We start from the raw sequence: 23,503 nt of genomic DNA, 5'->3' as shown, positions 1-23,503 counted from the left end.
AAGCATGGGGACACGAAAATGAGAATTCTGGTCGTCGGATCCGGTGGGCGTGAACATGCCTTGTGCTGGGCCATCTCTGCCTCGCCGCTGTGCGATCACCTCTACTGCGCACCCGGCAATGCCGGCATCGCGGAGGTCGCGGAGTGCGTCGGGGTGAAGGCGGAGGACCTGGACGGACTGGTCTCCTTCGCGAAGGAGAAGGCCATCGACTTCGTCGTGGTCGGGCCCGAGGCGCCGCTCGTCGCCGGACTGGTCGACAAGCTGGCAGCCGCCGGCATCAAGGCTTTCGGACCGAGCGCCGCCGCGGCCCAGCTCGAGGGCTCCAAGGCCTTCACGAAAGGCATCTGCGACCGGCACAACATCCCGACCGCCGCCTATGCCCGCTTCACCGATCTTGAGGCCGCGAAGGATTACGTGACGAAAATGGGGGCGCCGATCGTCGTCAAGGCGGACGGGCTCGCCGCCGGCAAGGGCGTCACCGTGGCGCAGACCGTGAACGAGGCGATCTCGGCGCTCGAGGACGCCATGTCCGACAAGGCCTTCGGCGCCGCCGGCGAGGAGGTCGTGATCGAGGAATGCCTGATCGGCGAGGAAGCCAGCTTCTTCGCCCTTTGCGATGGCAGGACTGCCCTCCCGCTCGCGGCGGCGCAGGACCACAAGGCCGTCGGCGACGGCGACACCGGACCGAATACCGGCGGCATGGGGGCCTATTCGCCGGCCCCGGTGATGGACCAGGCGATGATCGACCGGGTCATGATGGAGATCGTGCAGCCAACCGTGGACGGCATGGCGGCGGAAGGCATGCCGTTCAAGGGTGTGCTCTTCGCCGGCCTGATGATCACCGCCGACGGCCCCAAGCTGATCGAGCACAATGTCCGCTTCGGCGATCCCGAATGCGAGGTCCTGATGATGCGCCTGACGAGCGACATCCTGCCGGCCCTGATCGCCTCCGCCGACGGACAGCTCGACCAGATCACGCTCCGCTGGCGCGACGAGGCGGCCCTCTGCGTGGTCCTCGCATCGAACGGCTATCCCGGTTCCTACGAGAAGAACACCCTGATCGCGGAGCTGCCCAAGGATACCGGCACAGTGACAACGTTCCATGCCGGCACGACGCGGACCGACAAGGGCGTGCTGCTGGCGACCGGAGGCCGGGTGCTCGTCGTAACCGCCCGCGGCGCCTCCGTATCGGAAGCACGATCCCGCGCCTACGAAGCCGTCGGGACGGTGAACTGGCCGCACGGGTTCTGCCGCAAGGACATCGGCTGGCGGGCAATTGCGCGCGAACAGGGCGCCGCCGATCAATAAAATTTTGCCGAAAACAGTAGAAATTCCAAGAAATCGGTCATCTAACCTTCACACACAAAAGGATTTAAAACGCCGCGAAATGAAATAAAAAGGGTACGTAAGTATGCCCTAATTTTTTGTGGCGAATCGCAGTGCTCAATTCGAATTCGGCCGCTTCACGCGGCGCGGAAATGCTCCAGTTGAGCGGCCACTTTCCGCCGATGGACGCATTGACCGCAGGACTTCGGCACGCCTTCCAGCCCATCGTCCATCTCGATACGGGCCTGACCCACGGCTTTGAGGCCTTGTTGCGCGGGACGGCGGAACTCGGTTTCGAAAGCATTGCCGATCTCTTCGACCGCGCCGCCGAGCACGGCCAGGTCGAGGAGCTCGAGGCCCGCCTGCTGAACAAGGCCCTCCGGGATTTCGCCGCGCTATCCTGCGCGGACGGCCTGCACCTGTTCTTCAATATCGATGCGCGCAGCCTGCCGCATCTGAGCAACCGGACCACGGGCATTCTGGAGGCCATGGCCGGGCTCGGACTCTCGAGCACGCAGCTTTGTCTCGAGGTTTCCGAGAAGTCGGACATTTCCCAGGACAGCGCCGCCACCAAGGCGCTCCGCCAGGCGCGCGATCACGGTATCCAGATCGCGCTCGACGATTTCGGCGAAGGCTATGCCCGCCTGCGCCTGCTGCATGAAGAGCATGCCGAATACGTGAAGTTCGACCGCTACTTCATCAACAATGTCGCCCGCGACCCGAAGAAGAAGCTGTTCGTCTCGAGCCTGATCGACATGTTCGAGGTATTGGGTATCCAGACCATCGCCGAGGGTGTGGAGACCGAGGAGGACCTGAGCAGTTGCCGCGAGCTCGGCTTCGATCTGGTTCAGGGTTATCTGGTGGCGCGGCCGACGCTGGAGCATGAGAGCCTCAGCCGGAGCTACGAGACCCTGATGACGGCGCGCCGCCGCGACCGGCGGGCCCGTTCCTCGGACCAGCATATCCTGCGCGAACAGATCGTCGCCGTACCGACGCTCAAGATCGAGACGCCGATGCAGGACGTGTTCGATGCCTTCCGCACGAACGAGAGCGCCCGGCTGTTTCCCGTCCTCGACATGAACGATCGTCCGCTCGGGATCGTGCGCGACGTCGACCTCAAGGCCTACGCCTTCTCACCCTACGGCAAGGACCTGATCGTGAACCGCAGCTTCGGCAAGCGGCTCGGCGATTTCGTGCGCCCCTGCCCAATCGCGGACATCCACACACAGGCCGAGCGCATTCTGCAGATCTACAGCCACAACGACTCACTGAACGGCGTGATCATCGTCGAGAATGCGCAATATATCGGTTTCCTCGACAATTCTTCCCTGCTCCGGGTGCTCAACGAGAAGAACCTCATCTTCGCCCGCGAAATGAACCCGCTGACCAAGCTGCCCGGCAACACCTCGATCTCGGACCATATCGCCGACGCGGTGACCGACACGGAAGAGACCTGCGCGCTGCTGCATTTCGACTTCGATAACTTCAAGCCCTTCAACGACACCTACGGGTTCCGGCAGGGCGACCGGGCGCTGCTGCTGTTCGCGGAAAATCTCCGGCAGACCTTCAGCGGACCCGATTTCTTCGTCGGGCATATCGGCGGGGACGACTTCTTCGTCGGAAGCATCGGAACCGATCCTGAAGAGGTCAGCCGTCTCGCCTACGAGGCGCGCCACCAGTTCGCCCGGGATGTCGAGAGTTTCTATGACAGGGAAGCCCGGGAGCGCGGCTCGATAGAAGCCCGCGGGCGGGACGGCAAGCTGCGGAACTATCCGCTGCTCACCTGCAGCGCTGCCATGCTGGTGATCGAGCCGGGCCGGCGGCTCTCCGATCTGGAGACCGCGCTGACCGCTTTCGCCGAACTGAAGAAGCGGGCGAAGGACGAAGGCGGCTTCGCCTGCCAGACCATCCGGTAGCTGTTGTGCGGACTGTCTGGCGGCGTGACGCTCACACCGCGCCCGGCGGTTTCCCGTAGATCTTCTCGAACGCCGCTTTAAGGCGCGCGGTTTCCTCTTCGGTAATCTCGCCCATCTCGTCGATGAAGTCTTTCTGCTCTTTCAGCTGACGCTCGCACATGGCGTGGAACACGTCCATCAGGTCGCGGAAAGCGCTGAAACGCGCATTGCCGACGGGATCCGACCGGACCTCGAAGACCGAGATGATCGCCCCCATCTTGCGGACCATGTGCTCAAGCTCGACGGCCCGTCCCTTGTCTAGCGCCACAGCCGAAACTCCCTTGCGTTTTCGACAAATCGATTTTCACCGGATCATACCCGGCTCCGGCCCGGCGGCAATCGCAATCGCCAGCATGGCGAATACATGGCCGCGACCTCAGTGGAGTTCCGCGGTCCAGACCACCACCTGATTCCTGCCGGAATTCTTCGCCTCGTAAAGCGCCCGGTCGGCGCGCTCGGTGATTTCCTTCAATCGCCGGCGGGGCACGAGTTGCGCGACGCCGAATGAGACGGTGACGGAAAGCGGTTCCGCGCCGTCGATATCGACCGGCGTCTCCTCGATCTTCCTGCGCACCCGGTCGAGCACCTTTCGCGCCTCTTCCGGATCCGAGTCCGGCAGACAGATGAGGAATTCCTCGCCACCGAAGCGGTAGATCGTGTCGTAGGGGCGGAGCGAATCCTCGATGAGCCGGGTCACGCGGGACAGCACCCGGTCGCCCGCGTGATGCCCGTAGGTATCGTTCACCGACTTGAAACGGTCGATATCGGCAATGGCAATAGAGCACGGGCGGCCGGTGCGGCGGATCCTCTGCTGCTCGCGCAACAGCTCCTTTTCCATCGTGTGACGGGTGTTGGTTCCGGTCAGAGGGTCGAGGTTCGAAAGCGCCGCCCGGAAAGCCCGTGCCATTCGGCCCGCCTGCTCGTTGAAACTGTCGATCTTGTGCAGAAGCGCGTCGTATTCCGCAGGCGGAAGAGCATCGTCCTTCCAGCCCCTGACGGCGAGGATCGCCGCATGGGCGTAGATCCCCTGGTGCATCCCGACAAGCGTGGCGAAGGCCGGCTGCGAGAAGAGGTCGTCGTCCCGGTTGGTCGAATACCAGCGGCCGAAGCGGCTCATCCGGTGGGCATCCTCGGTGACGACCTCCGGATCGGGCCGGAGCCGGCAGACAAGCGCGCGGTGAAACAGCGCCAGCCATTGCCGCGTCTCCTCGATCGCGGACTCGAGCTCGCGCACGATTTCCTCGAGCTGACGGCGGGAAAGCGCCGAATCCGGAGCGTCCTGTTCCGCGCTGATGTCCTGGGCCGAAATCGCCATCTTCCTTAAAACCGCCCGCCGAGCCCCACTGCCAACCTATCGGGCTCGGGGCGCACGGCCAAGCATTCTACGCAAAGGTACTCAGGTCGAGAGTTCGGGCAGGCCCTCATAGAGCTTCAGCGCCTCGGGATTGGCCAGCGCCTCGACATTCTTCACCGGACGGCCATGCACCACGTTGCGCACGGCAAGCTCGACGATCTTGCCGCTCTTGGTGCGCGGAATGTCGGCGACGGCCAGGATCTTCGCCGGCACGTGACGCGGCGAGGCGCCCTTGCGGACCGTATCCTTGATCTTTTTGACCAGATCGTCGTCCAGGATCACACCTTCGGCGAGGCGGACGAAGAGCACGACGCGGACATCGTCGTCCCAGTCCTGGCCGATCACGAGGCCTTCCAGCACCTCGGGCAGTTTCTCGACCTGGCGGTAGATCTCCGCCGTGCCGATACGCACGCCGCCCGGATTGAGCACCGCGTCGGAGCGGCCGTAGATCACCATGCCGCCACGCGGAGTCAGTTCGACGTAATCGCCGTGGCACCAGATATTGTCGTAGCTCTCGAAATAGGCGCCCTTGTACTTGGAGCCGTCCGGATCGTTCCAGAACATGATCGGCATGCAGGGAAACGGCCGGGTGCAGACCAGTTCGCCCTTCTCGCCGACCACCGGCTTGCCGTCGTCGTCGAACACGTTGACCGCGAGGCCGAGGCCGCGGGTCTGGATCTCGCCGCGCCAGACCGGACCGACCGGATTGCCGAGCACGAAGCAGGAGACGATGTCGGTGCCGCCCGAGATCGAGGAGAGCTGGATGTCCGACTTGATCGCCCGGTAGACATAGTCGAAGCCCTCCGGCACCAGCGGCGAGCCGGTCGAGGTCATCGCCCGCACGGTCGAGAGATCGTGGGTCTCCTTCGGCGTCACCCCGGCCTTGTTGAGGGCGTCGATATATTTCGCCGAGGTGCCGAAGAGGGTCATCTTCTCGGCATCGGCATAGTCGAAGAGGATGTTCGCGCTCGGATAGAACGGGTTGCCGTCATAGAGCAGCAGCGTCGCCTCGGAAGCGAGGCCGCTCACCAGCCAGTTCCACATCATCCAGCCGCAGGTGGTGAAGTAGAAGACCCGGTCGTCCTTCTTCACATCGCTGTGGAGCTGATGCTCCTTCAGATGCTGGATCAGCGTGCCGCCGATGCCGTGCACGATGCATTTCGGCACCCCGGTCGTGCCGGAGGAGAACATGATGTAGAGCGGCTCGTTGAAGCCCATCCGCGTGAAGGCGATCTCGCCCGCTTTGAAGGCGCCGGTGAAATCCCCGTAAGTGATGGCGTTCGGCAGCCCGGAGATCGGCGGCTCGCTCCTCGTATAGGGCACGATGACCGTCTTCTTAACGCTCGGCAGCTCGGCGAGAATGCCCTCGACCTTGTCCAGCGTGTCGAAGGCCTTGCCGCCGTAGTAATAGCCCTCGACGGCGACGAACACCTTCGGCTCGATCTGGCCGAAACGGTCGAGCACGCCGCGGATCCCGAAGTCTGGCGAGCAGGAGGACCAGACCGCGCCGAGGCTGGCGGTCGCCAGCATGGCGATCACGGTCTCCGGCATGTTCGGCATGAAGGCCGCGACCCGGTCGCCCGGACCGACGCCCTCTGCCTTGAGGGCCTGGGCGAATTTTGAGACCTCGTCATAGAGCTCAGCGAAGCTGAGACGCCGCTTAACCTTGTCCTCGCCCCAGAAGACGATCGCATCGGCACCGTCGCGGCGGCGCAGCAGGTTCTCGGCGAAATTGACCTTGGCGTCCGGGAAGAAGGCGGCGCCCGGCATCTTGTCGCCGTCCTGCAGGATGCGGTCGCTGCCCTTGTCGCCGATGATGCCGGAAAAGTCCCAGAACGCGTCCCAGAAGGTCTCGAGTTCGGTAACGGACCAGTCGTAGAGGCTCTCGAAGTCGGTCAGGCTCGCGCCGCGCTCCCGGTTCGCGAACTCGATGAAACGGGTGATGTTCGCGTTCGCGATGCGCTCGGCGCTCGGCTGCCAAAGCGGTTTGCTGTCGGTCGTCATCTCTCGGCGTCCCCTGTTTGCCGCGCCATTGCCCGGAATGCGGTCCGGTCGGCGTCTTGCCATTCGCCCAAAGCTATAGCGAGGCGCCGTCCGGCGGGCAATGCTGCAATGCGCAATAGGCGCTGGTGAGGGCCGCTTCGCCGCGGATTAGCTAGGCAGGCAGTGCAGGAAACGGAAACGGGACGATGGACAGCGCAGCGAAACCGGACGGCATCGAGATCCGCAAGGCGGCACCGGATGAAGCGGCGGAGATCGCCGGCTTCCATGTCAGGATCTGGCGCGAAACCTATGGCGAGATGGCCCCGCCGGAGGCAGTCGCCATCCTCGACGAGAAGCGCCGCCTGCCGGGCTGGGTCGAGACCCTGACCTCCCCGGATCCCCGGAAGAACACCTTGCTCGCCCTTGCCGGCGGGCAGATCGTCGGGCTGGTCAGCTACGGGCCGCCGGGATCGGAGATCTTCGGCCGGCGCGGCGAGATCAAGCATCTCTATGTCGACGGCAGCCAGCGCGGCCGCGGTCTCGGAGCATATCTGCTCCGCCTCGCGCTGCAGGAGATCGGTATGCTCGATTTCGACGGCGGGGGTCTCTCCGTGGTGGAACAGAACACGGCGGCCCGGAAGTTCTACCGCGCCCTCGGAGGCACGGAGAGCGCCACGTTCGAGGATCCGGGCCCGATCTGGAAATCGCGAAACATTCTCGTCGTCTGGCCCGCGCCGACGCCGGAACCCTGATCGCCCGGCAGCGTCAGGGCTGCAATGCGCAATCGGCGTTGGTAATGCGGCGGGCTCGGCGTATCCTGAAAGCCTTCCACAGATCAAGGACATGGGTGCCATCGGGTGCCTGAGATCGAGCCTATGGCCCCCGCCGAAACATCGCTGTCCTCCCGCTTTGCCGCGCTCTCGCCCAATACTCAGGGTGCGATCTGGATCGTCATCTCCTGCGTCATCTTCTCGCTCATGCAGGCGAACGTGAAGCTGCTGGGCGCCCGACTCGATACATTCCAGATTGCCTTCTTCCGCTGCGCCTTCGGGCTCGCGGTGATCCTGCCCTTCATGTTCCGGGCCGGGTCGCATGTGTTCAAGACCCGCCGGCCGCTGGCACATCTGCTGCGCGGCTGTCTCGGCGCCGGCGCGATGGCCTGTGGTTTCTACTCGGTTACCCACATGCCGCTCGCCGACGCGACGGCGATCAGTTTCGCCAAGCCGCTGTTCATGATCGTGCTGGCAGTCCTGTTCCTGAACGAGACGGTCCGCTGGCGGCGCTGGAGCGCGACCGCCGTCGGGTTTCTTGGCGTGCTCATCATGGTCCGTCCGGGCTCCTCCGAGATCGGTTTCGCCGCCGGGATCGCCCTCCTCGGCACGCTCTTCGTCGCTCTCGTCGTCGTGGTGGTGAAGAAACTGGCGACCACGGAATCCCCGCTCACCATCCTGTTCAGTTTCGGCATCATCTCGACCTCGATCATGACCGTGCCCGCGATCCTCGTCTGGCAGGAACCGACCTGGAGCGAGATGGCGATGCTGCTCGCAGTCGGCGCGCTCGGTTCCGCCGGACAGGCCTGCGCGGTGAAAGGCTTCAAGGTCGGCGAGGCGACGGCGGTGGTGCCTTTCGACTATTCACGATTGCTCTTCGCCGGCTTCATCGGCTTCTGGCTCTTCGGCGACGTTCCGGGCCTGCACACCCTCGCCGGCGCCGGTCTGATCGTCGCCTCGACGCTCTATATCGCCCGCCGCGAGGCGCAGCTCGGCAAGGTCCCGATGCGCAACAAGACCGACCACCATCCGGTGGTGCTGACGGAAGAACAGGAAGCCGCGAAGGAACGGGCCTAGAACGGCCCCGTCACACCCGACGCGATGGCGTTGGCGCAGGCGAGCAGCACGAGGATCGTCAGAACCTTCCGCAGACCCTCGTACCATTCCGGAAAGAACCCGGCCCGGCAGGCGCGCAGGTCGATGAAATAGGCGAGCGCGATGCCGACCACGATCAGCATCAGTCCGGCGAAGGGCACCAGCAGGGTCCCGATCCAGGCGATCAGCGCCGGGATCACGCTCCAGCCGTAGCGTGCCCAGGCGGCCCTGTCCATCTCCTCTGCGTCCTCCTCGCGCGCCTCTTCAAGCTCGCCCTGCCACATCGCCGCGCCCCAGTGCACCGCGCCGAGGAAAGAGAGGATCACCGCGCCGTAGGTGATCATGCTGTCGATCAGCACATAGCCGTAGAGCGGGTCCATGAGCCAGAGCGGCAGCGACAACAGATAGAACGGGATCACCCCCCCGAGACCAAGAATCAGGGCCGGGCGGGGAACGTCGCGGAGCGAGGAGAACATCGGCAGTGCTTCCGTTTGCCGCGCTGGACGCACGGGCGGGTTTCGGTTTCACTGCGGCCAGTTATAGCCTTCCCGCGCAAGGTCACGAAAGACCGGCGGGCAGAAAACACCTCAAGGGAGCAGAAAGATGCAGGTTCAGGGGCAAGCCGCGATCGTGACCGGCGGCGGCAGCGGGCTCGGCGCCGGCACCGCACGGGTGCTGGCAGCGGCGGGCGCGAAGGTCGCGCTGTTCGACGTCAACGAGGAAGGCGCGAAGAAGGTCGCCGCGGAGATCGGCGGGATCGCGGTCCCCTGCGACGTCGCCGACGCCGCCTCGGCGGAAGCCGCCATCGCGACGGCCCGCGAAGCGCACGGCCCGGCCCGCATCCTCGTCAATTGCGCCGGCATCGCGCCGGCGGAACGGATCGTCGGCCGGGGCGGGCCGATGCCGCTCGACAATTTCCGCCGCGTCATCGAGGTCAACCTGATCGGCACCTTCAACATGATGCGGCTCGCCGCCGCCGACATGGCTGCGATGGATCCGCTGGAGGACGGCGAGCGCGGCATCGTGATTTCCACCGCCTCCGTCGCCGCCTTCGAGGGCCAGATCGGGCAGAGCGCCTATGCCGCCTCCAAGGGCGGGGTGCATGCGCTGACCATCGTCGGCGCCCGCGAGTTCGCCAAGGCCGGCATCCGCTTCAACACGATCGCGCCGGGCTTGTTCGGCACCCCGATGCTGCTCGGCATGCCGCAGGAGGTGCAGGACAGTCTCGCGGCCACCGTCCCCTATCCCTCGCGCTTCGGCACGCCGGCGGAATACGCAAAATTGGCGCTGGCGATGATCGACAACGTCATGCTGAACGGCGAGACCGTGCGACTGGACGGCGCGATCAGGATGCAGCCTCGGTAGGCGCCCGTCACGACGGGCGGGGTTCTAGCCGTCCTCGGCGAGCGGCGCGAGAAGCGCCGCCAGTTCGAGGGCGCCCGCCTCGTCCATGCGACCGCCCACCTCCCGTTCGAGTACGCTGCGATAGACTGGCCACATTCTTTGCTGCAGGGCCAAGCCGTCGTCGGTCAGGCAGATCACCTGTCCACGACCGTCTTCGGCACAGGTCCGGCGCTCGATGACACCCGCCTTGGCCATACGATCGACTAGGCGGGACATGTTGTATTGCGGGATCAGCATGCGCGACTGCAGCTGGTAGGGCCTCAGCCCGTCCGGCTCCGCACGCTTCACCTCAAGTAGCAGATCGTACCAGGCGAGCGGTGGCAGGCCGTCCGATTTGAGGGCTGATTCGACCCGCTGAAGGATCCGCTCCGAGGCCCGGACAAGCCGGACCCAGGCGGTCTGATGCGCCCCGGTGAGCGCTGTTCCCGACGTTTTCATGCATGGGAGATAGCAGATAGATGCAATCGCATCAATCTTGACAAGGCTAAACCCGAAACCAAATATACATGCAAATGCATTTATTTTTTGGAGACGACGATGAGCAGGATCACCTTGGTCAGCCACACCCTCTGCCCTTATGTGCAGCGCGCCGCGATTGCTCTCGCGGAAAAAGGGGTGCCGTTCGAGCGGATCTATATCGATCTCGCCGAAAAGCCGGACTGGTTCCGCGCGCTCTCGCCGCTCGGAAAGGTGCCGTTGCTGCAGGTCCGCGACCGGGAGCGGGATGCCGTTATTTTCGAGTCTTCCGTTATCCTCGAATTTCTCGAAGAGACGCAAGCCAATCCGCTGCACCCGGCCGATCCGCTGGACCGCGCCCGGCACAGAAGCTGGATCGAGTTCGGCTCGTCCCTGCTGAACGGGATCGCCCGCCTCTACAACGCGCCTGACGAAGAGAAATTCAACGCGGAAAGCAAGGCGCTTCGGGACGGCTTCGCACGGCTCGAAACGGAATTGGAGACAGGCGACGGCTCCCCCTTCTTCGCCGGAGAACGCTTCTCGCTGGTCGATGCCGTCTTCGGTCCGATCTTCAGATATCTGGACGTGTTCGAGAGCCGCGCCGCGCTCCACTTCGCGGAGGACCTGCCATTGCTCGCGCAATGGCGCCAGGCACTTTCTGAAAGAGACTCCGTGCGCAACGCCGTCGGCGCGGACTATCCGGCACTGCTGGGGGATTTCCTGAAAAAACGTAATGCCTATGTGAGCGGCCTGGTCGGCTGACCGTCAGGCGCCGAGCAGTTCCTCGACATAGGCCGGCACGATCTCGCTCGCCGGGCCGTAGCGCTTTTCGGCGAAGAGCGTTGCGCCTTCGGAGGGTTCGAGATTGAGCTCAATCGTGTGGGCGCCGTGCATGCGGGCCTCCTGCACGAAACCGGCGGCGGGATAGACGTTGCCGGAGGTGCCGATGGAGATGAAGAGATCGGCGTCGGCCAGCGCCGCGTAGATCTCCTCCATGTAGAGCGGCATCTCGCCGAACCAGACCACATGCGGGCGGAGCGTACCCGCCTCGTTCGTCGTCGGATTGCGGCTCTCAAGGCTGAGATCCTCGCGCCAGTCGAAGATTTCGCCGGTGCGCTCGCAGCGCACCTTCAGCATCTCGCCGTGCATGTGCAGGAGCTTTTCGGAACCCGCCCGTTCGTGCAAATCGTCGATATTCTGCGTCACCAGCAGCACATTGCCGGGCCATTCCTTCTCCAGCCGGGCGAGCGCCGCATGGGCCGCGTTCGGCTGCACGTTGGCGTTCAGCAGGGAGCGGCGGCGGGCATTGTAGAATTCGTGCACCATGACCGGATTCCGCAGATAGCCTTCCGGCGTCGCCACGTCCTCCAGATTGACCTTGGACCAGATCCCGTCCGCATCGCGGAAGGTGTCGAGACCGCTTTCCTTGGAGATGCCCGCCCCGGTCAGGATGACGATGGAGGCTTCGGGCGAGAGATTGAGCTGCATTTCGGCCTCCTAACGCCTGTCGCGAAAGAACTCGCGCAGCAACTCGCCCGCGCGGCTTTCCTCGACCCCGCCGACCACTTCCGGCGCGTGGTGGCAGGTCGGCTGGGTATAGATCCTCGGCCCGTGCTCGACCCCGCCGCCCTTCGGATCGTAGGCGCCGAAGACGAGACGGCGGATGCGGGCGAACCCGATCGCCGTGGCGCACATCGGGCAGGGCTCGAGGGTGACATGGAGATCGCACTCAACGAGCCGCGGCGCGCCAACCTTCGCCGCGGCCGCGCGGATCGCCAGGATCTCGGCATGGGCGCTCGGATCGTTCAACTCCTCGACCCGGTTGCCGGCCGCGGCCAGCACGCGGCCCGCCGCGTCAGTGACCACAGCGCCGACCGGAACCTCGCCGCGCGCCGCCGCCGCTTCCGCCTCGGCGAGGGCCAGCGCCATCGGATTTTCACCTCTTGCGTCCATCTTTCCTTCCTAGCCGGAAGCGTCCCCGGCTCCAAGCCGTTTGGATGCGCGTTGCATCCGCGCGCGCCCACGCGTAAGACCTGATTCATGAGCGAATTCGAAAAAGTCTTCACCGAGGATCGCGGTCCCGAGCGGATCGCCAAACGGCTTGCCCGCGCCGGGCTCTGCTCGCGCCGCGAGGCCGAGCAATGGATCACCGCCGGCCGCGTCGAGGTGGATGGCGAGCTCCTGACCACGCCCGCCGTCACCGTGACCTCGGAATCCCGGATCCGGGTCGACGGCCGGGATCTGCCGGTGATCGAGCCGACCAGGCTCTGGCGCTTCCACAAGCCGCGCGGCCTGGTGACCACGAACAAGGACCCGGAAGGGCGGGAGACCGTGTTCGACGCCCTGCCGAAGGACATGCCGCGCGTCGTCACCGTCGGCCGCCTCGACTTCGACACCGAGGGCCTGCTGCTGCTGACCAATGACGGAGAGCTGTCGCGCCTGCTGGAACTGCCGTCGACGGCCTGGCTCCGGAAGTATCGCGTCCGGGTTTACGGCTCGATCACAGAGAATTCCATCGAGCTGCTCAAGAAGGGCGCGACCGTCGACGGCATCAAATACGGACCGGTGTCCGTCGAGCGCGATATCGAGGGCAAGTCGAACACCTGGCTCACCCTCGGGATTCGCGAAGGCAAGAACAGGGAAATCCGCAAGCTGATGGAGCATGTCGGCCTCCGCGTGAACCGTCTGATCCGGGTCTCCTACGGTCCTTTCCAGCTTGGCGACCTGCCGGCGGGCGAGGTCGCGGAGGTGCGGCAGGCCACGCTGAAGGAACAGCTCGGCTTCAAGGAAGAGACGAAGACCGGAACCGCGAAGGCGAAACCCAAGGCGCCGTTCAAGGGTCCGCGCAAGAAACCGGGCGCGGCAGCGGCGGGGAGCAAGGGTCCGGTCGGCGGGAAGGGTCCGGCCAAAGGCAAGGCCGGAAACGATACGGAAAAGCGCTCGACGCGCGGCCCCGGCGGCAAGCAGAATGGCTCCCGGGGAAACGCAAGACCGCGGCCGGCTCGGGGAGAGAAACATGCGGATCGTCGCGGGCAAGCATCGCGGAACCAAACTCGCCGCCCCTGAGAACTGGACCACGCGGCCGACCGCGGACCGGACGCGGGAGTCGCTGTTCGGAATTCTCGCGGGCGGCAAGCACGGGGACCCGGTGACGGACGGCCTCGTCGTCGATGTCTTCGCAGGCACCGGCGCGCTCGGGCTCGAAGCTCTCTCGAGGGGCGCGGCGGAAGTCTTCTTCATCGAGAGCGACCGCGAAGCGGCGACCGCGCTCAAGCAGAACATCGTGAAGCTGCGGGCCGGCGGCGACGTCACCGTGATCGAGGGCGACGTGCTCTCGCTGCACCGCACGAGCCCCCGCCCGGTCACCCTCGTCCTGATGGACCCGCCCTATCGCAGCGGTCTGGCAGCGCCGGCGCTCGACAAGCTGCACGAGCGCGGCTGGATCGACGGCAATACCCTGATCGTGATCGAATGCGAGAAAGGCGAGGAGCTCGAGGTGCCGGAATGGCTGGATGAGGTCGAGGCGCGCACCTACGGCCGCGCCCGGCTGAATTTCTTCCGGCCGAATTTCAGCGTCGATGCGGGAAAGGAGACGCTCGGTGAAACTTGAGGGTTCCTGCCATTGCGGCGCCGTGCGGTTCAGCCTGGAGAGCCGGCACCCCTATCCCTTCAACCTCTGCTACTGCTCGATCTGCCGCAAGACGGCGGGCAGCGGCGGCTATGCGATCAACCTCTCCGGCGATTTCGAAAGCCTGAAGGTCGAGGGTGCGGAGCACATCTCGAAATACAACGCGGTCACGGATGGCCGCGAGAGCCCGGCAGAGCGCAGTTTCTGCAGCAAATGCGGATCCGCCCTCTGGCTCTGGGATCCGCGCTGGCCGGAACTGGTGCACCCGCAGGCCGGCGCCATCGACACGCCGCTGCCGGCCGCACCGGAGCGCACGCACCTGATGCTCGGCAGCAAGCCGGACTGGGTGCCGGTGCATGCGGGACCGAAGGACCAGCGCTTCGAGGACTATCCGGAAGAAAGCATCGAAGCCTGGCACAAGCGGCTCGGGCTGGAGCGCTAAGCTCGTAGAAGCGAGTTTGCCATATGGCGTTAAATTGACTATATTTCGCCATATGGAGAAATCATGATCAGCCTGCATCCGATCGAGACTGCGCCTTCCGACTTCCACATGGCGCCGATTACGGACGAGGAAGGCGGCGCATTGTTCCGTGCCGCGGTCCGGCTGTTTGCCCATTGGGGCCTGACAGACGAAGAGTGTGCGCTACTGCTGGACCTCGCGCCGCGCAGCTATGCCCGCTGGAAGAGCGGAAAGATCGGGCGCCTCGGGCGCGACCAGAAAACCCGACTGGCGATCCTGATGGGGATCCACAAGAGCCTGCGGATCGTCTTCCGCGAGCCCGCCCGCGGCTATGCCTGGATCAAGAAGCCGAACGCGGCGTTCGGTGGGCAGAGCGCGCTGAGCATCATGCGCCAGGGCGAAATGACGGACCTGATGCGCGTGCGAGACTATCTCGACTCGGCACGCGGTGCCTGGTGAGCGAGGTCCCGCACCACCCGGTCGCGTGGTCCGGTGCACGGCGCATCATTCGCTCGCTCTATCCGCCCATCGACCTGTTCGAGGATATCGCCGATCCGGAAGATTGGCTGCTCATCCTCTCCGCCGAACAGAAGACCAATCCGAGACTTCTGGATCAGGTTGGCCGACTCGATCTCGTGCCGGAAGGGCGGCGTGTCTCCGGCCCCGGCTCCTCCTACCTGATGGCTCCCTTCACCCATGCCAGCCGCGACCGGCCAAGCCGGTTCTCCGACGGCAGTTTCGGCGTCCTTTATGCCGGGGACCGGTTCGAGGTCGCCCTCGCCGAGACCATACATCACCATGAGCGTTTCATGCGGGCGACCGAAGAGTCGCCGGGATGGACGTCGCAGTTCCGCGAACTTGTCCTCGATATCGCAGGCACGTTTGCAGATCTTCGCGAGACGCCCGAGCAATATGCAGCCGAACTCGCGCCGGACGAATATGCTGCCGCACGGAAACTCGGGTATTCGCTGAAGGAGGGCGGGAGTGACGGCTTGGTCTACCCGAGCGTCCGGTATCCGGAGGGAAACTGCGCCGCTCTCTTCTATCCGGACCTCGCGAGACCCCCGTCCCAAGGGCGCCATCTCGACTACCACTGGGACGGAGCGGTCGTGGACCTCGTCAGGGACAATGACATGAAGCAGGTATTCCGGGTGGCACGCTAGACCCCGCTCACCCTCCGAGGAACAGCCGCCCGACTTCCGGGTTCGCTAGCAGCTCTTCGCCCGTACCGGCCATCGCCGTCTGGCCCGAGACCAGGACATAGCCGATATCGGCGAACTCCAGCCCCTTCTTGGCGTTCTGCTCCACCATCAGGATGGTCTTGCCCTCGACCCGCTGCAGGTCGTCGAGGATCTCGAATACCATGTCGATGAAGCGCGGCTCGAGACCGATCGACGGCTCGTCCACCAGCAGCACCTCAGGTTCCATTACCAGCGCGCGGCTGATTTCGAGCAGCCGGCGCTCGCCGCCGGAAAGCACCTTGGCCTGATGGTTGCGGCGCGCTGCGAGGCGCGGATATTTCTCGAAGATCCGCTCCGCCGCCTCCTTCGCCTCGGAGGTCTTCTCCTTCAGGTAGCCGCCCATCCAGAGATTTTCCTCGACCGTCATGCCGCCGAACACCGACTTGTCCTGCAGGATGTAGGCGATGCCCGCATTCTTCAGCTTCTCGTTCGAGGAATAGTGGGTAACGTCCTGACCGCCGACGCTGATCTTGCCGGAGAAAATGTTGGTGAAGCCGAAGATCGAATGCAGGATCGTCGACTTGCCGGCACCGTTCGGTCCGATCAGGCAGCAGGACTGGCCCTTGCCGACCTTGAGCGAAAAATCGTGCAGGATCTCCATCTTGCCGTAGCCGGCACGCAAGGACTCGATGGAGACATAGGGCTCGGGACCGGCGAGCGCATCGATCCGGGCCAGGTCCGGCCCCTCGGCGATGGCCTCGACCTGGCGGACCACGTCCTCGACGGAAATGACCGTCTCGACGCCGCCGCTGCCATAGCCGCTGATCCGCTTTTCCCGCTCGGAGGCGGTCTCGCTGTTCTGCTGATCGCTCATCAGTGGGCTCCCAGATAGGCGTCGACCACGCGCGGGTCGCTCTGGATCTCGTCCGGCGTTCCGGTCGCCAGCAGCTCGCCGTGGGCGAGGCAGGAGATCCGGTCGGCAAGATTCATGATCACCCGCATATTGTGCTCGATGACGAAGAGGGTGATGCCGAACTGCTCGTTCGCCCGTTTCAGCCGGTCGATCAGACCGTTGATCAGGGTCGGGTTGATCCCCGCCGTCGGCTCGTCGAGCAGCAGCACCTGCGGCCGGTTCATCAGGGCCATCGCGAATTCGAGCAGCTTCTGCTGGCCGAAAGAGAGTTCGCCCGCGACCAGAAAGCGCTTCTGGTAGAGCCCGACGAATTCCAGCAGCTCCTCCGCGAACTCCTCGGTCTCGCGGTCCCGCATGGAGCCGAACATGGCGCCGAGGCCCTCGTCCCGGTGCGAGACCGAGATCAGCATGTTCTTCATGCAATCCATCTTCGAGTAGATGCGGGTCTGCTGGAAGGTCCGGAGCAGGCCGAGCCGCGCGATCTCGGGCACCCGGAGCTTGGAGATCTCCTTGCCCCGGAACCTGATCGAACCCTCGTCGATCGGATGGTAGCCGACGATCGAGTTGAAGAGCGTGGTCTTGCCCGACCCGTTCGGCCCGATCAGCCCGGTGATGCCGCCCTCGGCGACATCGATGCTGACATCCTTGTTCGCGACGACGCCGCCATAGCTCTTGGAGACGCCGCGCACTTCGATCAGGTTGCCGCTCATTCCGCTGCCTCCGTCTGGCCGGTCCGGCTCATTTTCTCGTCCACCGTGACGCCGAAGAGCGACGGCCAGCGGTCCTGGGCCCAGCCGAGGATGCCCTGCTGGAAATAGACGATGTTGAGGATGATGATCGCGCCGAGCGCGACCCACTGCCAGCCGAGCAGCTCGGTCCAGGTCACTTCCTTGACGATGTGGAAGAGAATGGCGCCGAGCACCGGGCCCCAGAGCGTCCCCTTGCCGCCGAGCAGGGCCATGGCGACCATGAAGATGCCGAAGGTGGCGGTCGGGAAGGCAACCTCGAGCGGCTCGATGAACCCGGACATGTTTCCGAAGATGGCCCCCGCCATGCCCATGAAGAAGGCGGAGATCGCCCAGGCCAGCACCTTGTAGCGCGTGGTGTGGATGCCCATCGCCTCGGCCTTGTCCTCGTCGTCGCGGATCGCGTTGATGGCGAGACCGAAACGGGTGCGGTAGACCGCCCGGATCACCAGGTGACAGACGATCGCGAGCACGAAGAACATGACGTAGAAGACGATCGATCCGGTACCCGCCTCGCCGGGGAAGATCGGCATGGAGATGCCGCTGCCGCCGCCGACATAGCGCCAGCCGCTGATCAGTTCCGCCACAGCGACCGCGAGGCCGAGCGTGCCGATGGCGAAATAGGGGCCGCGCAGGCCCAGCATGAAGGGCCCGACCAACAGGGCGAACACCGTCGCCACCGCGCCCCCCGCTCCGATGCCGAGAATCAGACCGGTCCAGTATTGCGAGACCGTGAAGTCCACCTTGATGGCGCCGAAGGCCGAGGTGTACTCCATCACGTCGTAGACGAGGCCGATCTGCACCACCGCCGAGGCATACATGCCAAGACCGAAGAAGGTGATGTTGCCGAGCGAGTTGTAGCCCATCTGCCCGCCGGTCATGTCCCAGGTGACGGCCATCAGGACCATCAGCCACATCACCGCCATCTGGCTGGTGATCGAGGGGACGAGCCAGGGGCCTATGATGCCGACGGCGATCAGAAAGGCGTAGATCTTGAGATCGAGACTGCGCGCACTCATCGGACCACCTGCCGCAAACGGTAGAGCTGGAAGAGACGCACCATCAAGACGCCGACGAGAAGTGCGACGACAGCGGCGATGGCGAACTCGGCCCCGAACACGAAGCCGGCATAGTTCTCCCAGACGCCGAGGCCGAAGCCGGCGATGATCACGCCCGGCAGGTTACCGAGCCCGGCCGCCGTCACGATGATGAAGGAGCGGATCGAGTGCACCAGGCCGTAATAGGGCTGAATGTTCCAGATCATCGCGACCAGCACCCCCGCCGAACCGCAGATCGCGGCGTTCAGGGCGTAGGTGAAAGCATAGACCCGGTCGGTGTTAATGCCGAGCACCCGGGCGGCGCGCGGATCCTGGGCGGTCGCACGGATCGCCTGCCCCATCCTCGAATTGCGCATGAAGAGGATGATGCCGATCGCGAGCACCGCGGCGAGGCCGAGGCTGACGATGCGGATCACCGGGATGGCGAGATCGCCGAGAATGAGGGTCCCGAACCCAGCTTCGGCGATCCGGACTTCGGGGCCGAAGACCAGGTTCAGCGACTGCTGGATCAAGAGGCTGAGACCGAAGGTCGCGAGCAGCGAGGTGAACATGTCGCGGTCGACCACGCGTTTGATGATCACCAGATAGATCACCCAGCCGAAGCAGAACATGAAAGCGAAAGCCACCGGCAGCGCCACGATCGGATGGATGTCCCAGAGCGTCGCCTGGTAGGCGAGATAGCCGCCGAGAATGACCAGTTCGCCCTGCGCCAGGTTCTTGACGTTCATCACGCCCCAGACCAGCGCCAGTCCGTAGGCCGCGAGCACGAATATGCCCCCGATCAGCAGTCCCTGGATCAACAGGTCGACCGCGAAGATCGGTGCCTCAAAAAGAATGGAGATATTGTCGAGCATGGAAGCGCTCAGCCTTTCTTGCCAGGTTCAGGCCGCCGGAGCGGCACCCGCAGAGAGAAGGAAACGCGGTGGAAGGGGATGCCTTCCACCGCGTTCAAGAGGTCATACGCTCAGTATTTCGGCTGACGCGGATGCTGGACTTTCGACGAAGCCCATTTCGTCGGCGCAACAACCAGATATTCGCCGCCCTGAATCTGGCGCAGCACCATCGGCTTGGCGATGTTGTTGCCTTCCGGGGCGAACTTGATCCGGCCGTAGAATGTTTCCATGTCCGTGTCGGCGATCGCATCGCGCAGAGACTCGGTATCGAAGCTGTTGGCCCGCTCGAACGCGTCCTTCCAGACCTGCAGGGCCGCGGAGGCCTGGGCGGCCTGGTACGGAACTGTCTTGTAGCTCGGATAGGTCTTCTTGAAGAGCGCGTCATACTCGGCGGCCGTGCCGAACAGATCGTCCTTGTAGGACAGGGTCTCGGACCACTGGGTCGGGCAGAGGATGCCTTCCATCGGGCCGGCACCGAAATTCTCGGTGATCTTGGCCGACTCGCAGTGCGTCATGGCGATCATCGGCACGTCGAGCTTCATTTCGCTGATCTGACGGCCCGCGGTAACCGCACCCTTGGCATGGCCGGAAATCACCAGCAGGTCCGGCTTCAGCGCCTTCACCTTGGTCAGGGTCGAGGTCATGTCGGCGAGATCGCGCGGCAGCTTGTCGTCGATGACGATCTTCATGCCGTGCTTTTTCGCGTCCTCGACCACGCCCGCGCGGACATCGAGCGAAAACGGATCGTTCTCGAACGCCATCGCGACCTTGACGTCCGACGCCTTCTTGCCGTTGGCCTCGGCCAGCTCGGCGGCAAGCGCGATCGCACTCGCGAGATACTGCTCGGAGGTCGAGAGCACCGCGAACATGTAGCGATAGCCCTGGGTGAAGAGCGACCGGGAGGCGCCTTCCGCCTCGATCATCGGGATCTTGTACTTTTCGGTGACCGGCGCGATCGCCTTGGTCAGCCCGGAGCTGTACGGGCCAAGCATATATTTGATGCCGTCCTGATTGATCAGGCGTTCGGCGAGCTGGGCGCCGCGGGCGGGGGTCGATTCATCGTCATAATAGGCGATCTTGAGCTTGTAGCTCTTGCCCCCGACCTTGACGCCGCCGTTCTTGTTGATCATGTCGGCGGCGAGCTCGTACCCGTTCTGGGTGTCGATGCCGTTGGTCGAATATTTGCCGGTCAGCGACATCGCCGCGCCGAGCGTGATGGTATCGCCTTCGACCTTCGCGTCGGCGGGCGCCGCGGCGAGACCGAACGAGGCGGTCAGAGCGGCCGCAACGGTAGCGGCACGCATATCCATTCTCAGGAAACGCATCTCAATTCCTCCCTTGTCAGTCAGGGAGACCGCAGGCCCATGCCCGAACCGCATTTTTTGTTTTTTTGGCGGCGCGCTCTCCCTGTCCGGAAAAACGTTAGAAAATCCGCCGGGTCAGCGCCAGCCCTTTTTCCAAAAGGCGCGATTGCGAAGAGCTCGATCACTCAAGTTTGAATCCTTGATCGCGTAAGTATTTGGCGAGCTGGGTGCGTTCCGGTTTGGAAACTTGCCGCGCTTTATCTTCCGACCATCCGTAATCTTGCGCCAGCCCGTATTCACCAACCAATCTCTGCTTCTCATCCGGAATACGGTAGCGCGCGCTGCGTCTTGCATCATAGCCGTCGATCTCGGCTTCCAACCCGCTGTCGTCATAGCGGTCGGTATGAACCAACACGCGGGGCGGCAAACGGAGGCTGACATGTCCGGCACCCGCCGGCCAGCCGAGGCAGAATCCGCAAAGCGGAAAGACGTGATCCGGCAGCTCCAGCAGCTCCGAGACGGTCTCGATATGGTTGCGCACGACGCTGATCGGGCAGCAGCCGAGCCCGACGGCCTCCGCCGCCCGGATGAAGTTCATCAGCACCAGCCCGGCATCGACCGCGGCATTGAGGACGGAGTCCAGGTGATCGTTGCCGAAGGGTTTGCCGCGCAGTTCGGAAACACGCCGGATGCGCCGGTTGTCGCCCAGGAAAACCAGGAAGACCGGGGCCTCGGCGATCCATGGCATTTCCGGCATCAGCGCCTCGATCGTCCTGCGCTTCTCCGGGTCCCGGACAATGACGATTCCCGACTGCTGCAGGTCCGACTTGGCCGGCGCGGAAAAGGCTGCCGAAAGCAGAACTTCGAGCAGATCGTCTGCCACGGGATCGGGCTTGAACCGCCGGTGCGAGCGGTGCGAGAGGATGTTCGCCAGTTCCCCCTCCGCCGGCATATCGGCTCCGGCCCCGGTTTTCAGTCCGAAACGGTCTTCAATCAGATCGGCGAGCGATTTCATCGTTCTAATGTCCCTGAAGCTTTGCCGTAGCGAGAGTAGGCGCGGCGCACCGCGGTCCGCAACCACCAGCGCTGCAACCGCTGGTGTCGCCCGGGAAGGTTCACAGGGCACGAGCCGCGGGTTGACTCAACCGGCACTTTGATGACGAATTCACTCTGGCGTGCATAAAGTCACATTGCACGCAGGGAGAAACAAGGTGTCGAATCAGCCGGATTTCGAGAAACGAAACCGCGTTTCCATTCTGCAGCGCCTGGGCATGCAGGAACTTGAAAAATTTCAAGTTTCCGAAAGTCTGCCCGCTATCTCCGATGCCTCTGACAACGGCTCGCCGGAAGATTCCTGCCCCGATCATCCGCTGGGCCAGGATCTTTTCTATGTGTTGTGGAACGCCAACCGAACATAATGCCACGACGGTCGGAGCGAACGCTTTTCCGACCTAACTACAGGTTGTTTTGACGGCGGAACGACATTGCAGAATTTCCTGATCGAGGGCGGCACCGTCGTCACCATGGACGGCGAGCGCCGCGTTATCGACCGCGGCGCCGTGCATGTGCAAAACGGACGCATCGCCGCTGTCGGTGAAAGCGGGATGCGGGCCGACGGCGCGGAACGGATCAATGCCACAGGCATGCTCGTCCTGCCCGGCCTGATCGACGCCCATGCCCATGCCGGCCATGCCCTGGTCAAGACGCTCGCGAGCGATGACGGCCAAGGCTGGTTCGACGCCTGCAGACATCTCTACACACGCGGTTCGGACGCCGAATTCTGGCGCGCCGACGCCGCGCTCTTCGCATTAGAGCGGATCCGCGCCGGGGTCACCACCGGTGTGTCCATGCTCGGCGGCGGCGACAGCATCAGCCGGACCGACGACCCACGCCATGCCGACGCCCATTGCGGTGCGATCGGGGAGGCCGGCACCCGCGCCGTCGTCGCGGTCGGCTGCAACCGGCCGCCCTTTCCCTGGCTATACAAGGATTGGGACGGCAGCGGCACGGATGAAGAGATCTCCTTCGAGCGCCAGCTTGAGGTCAGCCGGGAAATCGCCCGAAAATGGAACGGCGCCGCCGAAGGGCGGCTTTCGGTCGCCCTGACCTATCCGGTCAGCCACGAGGGCGCCGCGCTGCCCGACGGCGTGACGCCGGGCCTTGTCACCGACCACGCCCGCCAGGTCCGCGCCCTTTCGCGCGACCTCGGGCTGCGCTTCACCCAGGACGGCCACCGCGAGGGCAGCATCGCCTATGCCCACCGGGAGCAGGGCATTCTCGGGCCGGACGCCTATCTCTCCCACTGCACCAACCTGACGGAAGCGGATATCGCCGCCCTTCGCGAAAGCGGAGCCAGCGTCGTGCACAATCCCTCCGCCATCGCCTCGGTGCGCGGCCGCTGTCCGGCGCCGGAGCTTATCGATCTCGGCGTCACCGTCGCCCTCGGCTCGGACGCGCCCGCGCCGGATCGTTCCGGCGACATGTTCCGTCACATGCAGCAGGCGATGCATTACCACCGCCGTCATTTCCGCGACGACCAGATCCTGCCGCCGGGCAAGGCGCTGGAAATGATCACCATCGACGCGGCGAAGGCGATCGGCATGGAGGCCGAGATCGGCTCGCTCGAGCCGGGCAAGAAGGCCGACATCGTGCTGCTCGATCTCAGGAAGCCGCATCTGGTTCCGGCGAACATGCCTCTGCACCGGGCAATCTATTTCGCCAACGCCGCCGATATCGACACCACCATCGTCGACGGCCGCATCCTGATGCGCGGTCGAAAGGTGCTGAGCCTCGACGAGGACGCGGTGCTGGACGCCGCAGACGCGGCCATCGCGAAAGCGCTGGAGCGCACCGGCTTGCAGCATCTTCTGGAAGCCCGGCCCGGCTTCTGGGGCCAAAGTCGCTATAGCTAGCCGCTACAGCTAGCCTCTGCCAGCGAACCGGACTTTTTCCACGCCCGCCCCTTTCCGCCGTCCCG

The 23,503-nt window shown here is 64.4% G+C and carries 26 protein-coding genes; 13 read left to right on the top strand and 13 right to left on the bottom strand.

The window, feature by feature from the left end:
• Nucleotides 1–18 precede the first annotated feature (18 nt).
• Nucleotides 19–1,308 carry a phosphoribosylamine--glycine ligase gene (gene purD / locus IG122_RS16670; protein ID WP_193185915.1) on the top strand — a complete coding sequence of 430 codons (1,290 nt, stop codon included), beginning with the start codon at nt 19–21 and terminating at the stop codon, nt 1,306–1,308.
• Nucleotides 1,309–1,487: 179 nt separating this feature from the next.
• Nucleotides 1,488–3,242, top strand: coding sequence for a bifunctional diguanylate cyclase/phosphodiesterase (locus IG122_RS16665; protein WP_226893608.1), 1,755 nt, complete (start codon nt 1,488–1,490; stop codon nt 3,240–3,242).
• A gap of 31 nt (nt 3,243–3,273) precedes the next feature.
• On the opposite strand, the gene IG122_RS16660 is transcribed toward IG122_RS16665, so the two are convergent.
• The 3 genes from IG122_RS16660 to IG122_RS16650 all read right to left on the bottom strand — a co-directional run bounded on the left by IG122_RS16660 (nt 3,274) and on the right by IG122_RS16650 (nt 6,639).
• The gene (locus IG122_RS16660; RefSeq protein WP_193185911.1) at nt 3,274–3,549 is read right to left on the bottom strand and encodes a hypothetical protein; all 276 of its coding nucleotides are present in this window, start codon (nt 3,547–3,549) and stop codon (nt 3,274–3,276) included.
• 108 nt (nt 3,550–3,657) lie between these two features.
• Nucleotides 3,658–4,596 carry a diguanylate cyclase gene (locus tag IG122_RS16655; RefSeq protein ID WP_193185909.1) on the bottom strand — a complete coding sequence of 313 codons (939 nt, stop codon included), beginning with the start codon at nt 4,594–4,596 and terminating at the stop codon, nt 3,658–3,660.
• Between the two features lie 81 nt (nt 4,597–4,677).
• Complete coding sequence (locus IG122_RS16650; protein WP_193185906.1) at nt 4,678–6,639, bottom strand: acetoacetate--CoA ligase; 1,962 nt, start codon at nt 6,637–6,639, stop codon at nt 4,678–4,680.
• A 185-nt stretch (nt 6,640–6,824) separates the two neighbouring features.
• Here IG122_RS16650 and IG122_RS16645 point away from each other — a divergent pair, with 185 nt between their 5' ends.
• Both IG122_RS16645 and IG122_RS16640 read left to right on the top strand, forming a co-directional pair.
• Complete coding sequence (locus IG122_RS16645) at nt 6,825–7,370, top strand: GNAT family N-acetyltransferase (protein WP_193185903.1); 546 nt, start codon at nt 6,825–6,827, stop codon at nt 7,368–7,370.
• Nucleotides 7,371–7,493: 123 nt separating this feature from the next.
• Nucleotides 7,494–8,465 (top strand): DMT family transporter, encoded by a 972-nt coding sequence (locus tag IG122_RS16640; RefSeq protein WP_193185900.1) that lies wholly within the window; start codon nt 7,494–7,496, stop codon nt 8,463–8,465.
• Here IG122_RS16640 and IG122_RS16635 read toward each other — a convergent pair.
• Nucleotides 8,462–8,959: a DUF3429 domain-containing protein gene (locus IG122_RS16635; RefSeq protein ID WP_193185897.1), complete on the bottom strand. Its 498-nt coding sequence runs from the start codon at nt 8,957–8,959 to the stop codon at nt 8,462–8,464. The genes IG122_RS16640 and IG122_RS16635 overlap by 4 nt on opposite strands.
• 127 nt (nt 8,960–9,086) lie before the next feature.
• Here IG122_RS16635 and IG122_RS16630 point away from each other — a divergent pair, with 127 nt between their 5' ends.
• Nucleotides 9,087–9,848 carry an SDR family NAD(P)-dependent oxidoreductase gene (locus tag IG122_RS16630; RefSeq protein WP_193185895.1) on the top strand — a complete coding sequence of 254 codons (762 nt, stop codon included), beginning with the start codon at nt 9,087–9,089 and terminating at the stop codon, nt 9,846–9,848.
• A gap of 24 nt (nt 9,849–9,872) precedes the next feature.
• Here the strand turns inward: IG122_RS16630 and IG122_RS16625 are convergent, their stop codons facing one another.
• The gene (locus tag IG122_RS16625; protein ID WP_193185893.1) at nt 9,873–10,325 is read right to left on the bottom strand and encodes a MarR family winged helix-turn-helix transcriptional regulator; all 453 of its coding nucleotides are present in this window, start codon (nt 10,323–10,325) and stop codon (nt 9,873–9,875) included.
• 99 nt (nt 10,326–10,424) lie between these two features.
• Here IG122_RS16625 and IG122_RS16620 point away from each other — a divergent pair, with 99 nt between their 5' ends.
• A complete protein-coding gene (locus tag IG122_RS16620) occupies nt 10,425–11,105 on the top strand; it encodes a glutathione S-transferase family protein (RefSeq protein WP_193185891.1) in 681 nt (226 codons plus the stop codon).
• A 3-nt stretch (nt 11,106–11,108) separates the two neighbouring features.
• On the opposite strand, the gene cobB is transcribed toward IG122_RS16620, so the two are convergent.
• Together cobB and IG122_RS16610 are read right to left on the bottom strand one after the other, a co-directional pair.
• Complete coding sequence (gene cobB / locus IG122_RS16615) at nt 11,109–11,831, bottom strand: Sir2 family NAD+-dependent deacetylase (RefSeq protein WP_193185886.1); 723 nt, start codon at nt 11,829–11,831, stop codon at nt 11,109–11,111.
• A gap of 9 nt (nt 11,832–11,840) precedes the next feature.
• Complete coding sequence (locus tag IG122_RS16610; protein WP_449867108.1) at nt 11,841–12,296, bottom strand: nucleoside deaminase; 456 nt, start codon at nt 12,294–12,296, stop codon at nt 11,841–11,843.
• A gap of 87 nt (nt 12,297–12,383) precedes the next feature.
• On the opposite strand from IG122_RS16610, the gene IG122_RS16605 reads away from it, so the two are divergent.
• The 5 genes from IG122_RS16605 to IG122_RS16585 all read left to right on the top strand — a co-directional run bounded on the left by IG122_RS16605 (nt 12,384) and on the right by IG122_RS16585 (nt 15,594).
• Nucleotides 12,384–13,409, top strand: a complete 1,026-nt coding sequence (locus IG122_RS16605) for a pseudouridine synthase (RefSeq protein ID WP_193185884.1) — start codon at nt 12,384–12,386, stop codon at nt 13,407–13,409.
• On the top strand, nt 13,360–13,953 hold the full coding sequence (rsmD, locus tag IG122_RS16600; protein WP_193185882.1) for a 16S rRNA (guanine(966)-N(2))-methyltransferase RsmD: 594 nt from the start codon (nt 13,360–13,362) through the stop codon (nt 13,951–13,953). Before IG122_RS16605 ends, rsmD begins: the two co-directional genes overlap by 50 nt.
• Nucleotides 13,943–14,413, top strand: coding sequence for a GFA family protein (locus IG122_RS16595; RefSeq protein ID WP_193185880.1), 471 nt, complete (start codon nt 13,943–13,945; stop codon nt 14,411–14,413). Before rsmD ends, IG122_RS16595 begins: the two co-directional genes overlap by 11 nt.
• Nucleotides 14,414–14,476: 63 nt before the next feature.
• Nucleotides 14,477–14,890: an MbcA/ParS/Xre antitoxin family protein gene (locus IG122_RS16590; RefSeq protein ID WP_193185877.1), complete on the top strand. Its 414-nt coding sequence runs from the start codon at nt 14,477–14,479 to the stop codon at nt 14,888–14,890.
• Nucleotides 14,887–15,594, top strand: coding sequence for an RES family NAD+ phosphorylase (locus tag IG122_RS16585; protein WP_319024908.1), 708 nt, complete (start codon nt 14,887–14,889; stop codon nt 15,592–15,594). Before IG122_RS16590 ends, IG122_RS16585 begins: the two co-directional genes overlap by 4 nt.
• A 7-nt stretch (nt 15,595–15,601) precedes the next feature.
• On the opposite strand, the gene IG122_RS16580 is transcribed toward IG122_RS16585, so the two are convergent.
• The 6 genes from IG122_RS16580 to IG122_RS16555 form a co-directional block, all read right to left on the bottom strand.
• Entirely contained in the window at nt 15,602–16,486 is an 885-nt protein-coding gene (locus IG122_RS16580; protein ID WP_193185874.1) for an ABC transporter ATP-binding protein, read from the bottom strand.
• The gene (locus tag IG122_RS16575; protein ID WP_193185871.1) at nt 16,486–17,235 is read right to left on the bottom strand and encodes an ABC transporter ATP-binding protein; all 750 of its coding nucleotides are present in this window, start codon (nt 17,233–17,235) and stop codon (nt 16,486–16,488) included. The genes IG122_RS16580 and IG122_RS16575 overlap by 1 nt, the downstream gene beginning before the upstream one ends.
• Nucleotides 17,232–18,290, bottom strand: coding sequence for a branched-chain amino acid ABC transporter permease (locus IG122_RS16570; protein ID WP_193185869.1), 1,059 nt, complete (start codon nt 18,288–18,290; stop codon nt 17,232–17,234). Before IG122_RS16570 ends, IG122_RS16575 begins: the two co-directional genes overlap by 4 nt.
• Nucleotides 18,287–19,183, bottom strand: coding sequence for a branched-chain amino acid ABC transporter permease (locus IG122_RS16565; RefSeq protein WP_193185866.1), 897 nt, complete (start codon nt 19,181–19,183; stop codon nt 18,287–18,289). Before IG122_RS16565 ends, IG122_RS16570 begins: the two co-directional genes overlap by 4 nt.
• Nucleotides 19,184–19,293: 110 nt before the next feature.
• Nucleotides 19,294–20,547 carry an amino acid ABC transporter substrate-binding protein gene (locus tag IG122_RS16560; RefSeq protein ID WP_226893606.1) on the bottom strand — a complete coding sequence of 418 codons (1,254 nt, stop codon included), beginning with the start codon at nt 20,545–20,547 and terminating at the stop codon, nt 19,294–19,296.
• A 160-nt stretch (nt 20,548–20,707) separates the two neighbouring features.
• Nucleotides 20,708–21,541 carry a nitroreductase family protein gene (locus IG122_RS16555; RefSeq protein ID WP_193185863.1) on the bottom strand — a complete coding sequence of 278 codons (834 nt, stop codon included), beginning with the start codon at nt 21,539–21,541 and terminating at the stop codon, nt 20,708–20,710.
• A 196-nt stretch (nt 21,542–21,737) separates the two neighbouring features.
• Here IG122_RS16555 and IG122_RS16550 point away from each other — a divergent pair, with 196 nt between their 5' ends.
• Nucleotides 21,738–21,944, top strand: coding sequence for a hypothetical protein (locus tag IG122_RS16550; protein ID WP_193185860.1), 207 nt, complete (start codon nt 21,738–21,740; stop codon nt 21,942–21,944).
• Nucleotides 21,945–22,010: 66 nt separating this feature from the next.
• Entirely contained in the window at nt 22,011–23,438 is a 1,428-nt protein-coding gene (locus IG122_RS16545; RefSeq protein WP_226893605.1) for an amidohydrolase family protein, read from the top strand.
• Nucleotides 23,439–23,503 lie beyond the last annotated feature (65 nt).

The organism is Nisaea sediminum, assembly GCF_014904705.1.
GTDB classification, from domain to species: Bacteria; Pseudomonadota; Alphaproteobacteria; order Thalassobaculales; family Thalassobaculaceae; genus Nisaea; species Nisaea sediminum.
The sequence above is the reverse complement of the archived record's forward strand: the minus strand, read 5'-3'. Positions and strand labels throughout refer to the sequence as shown.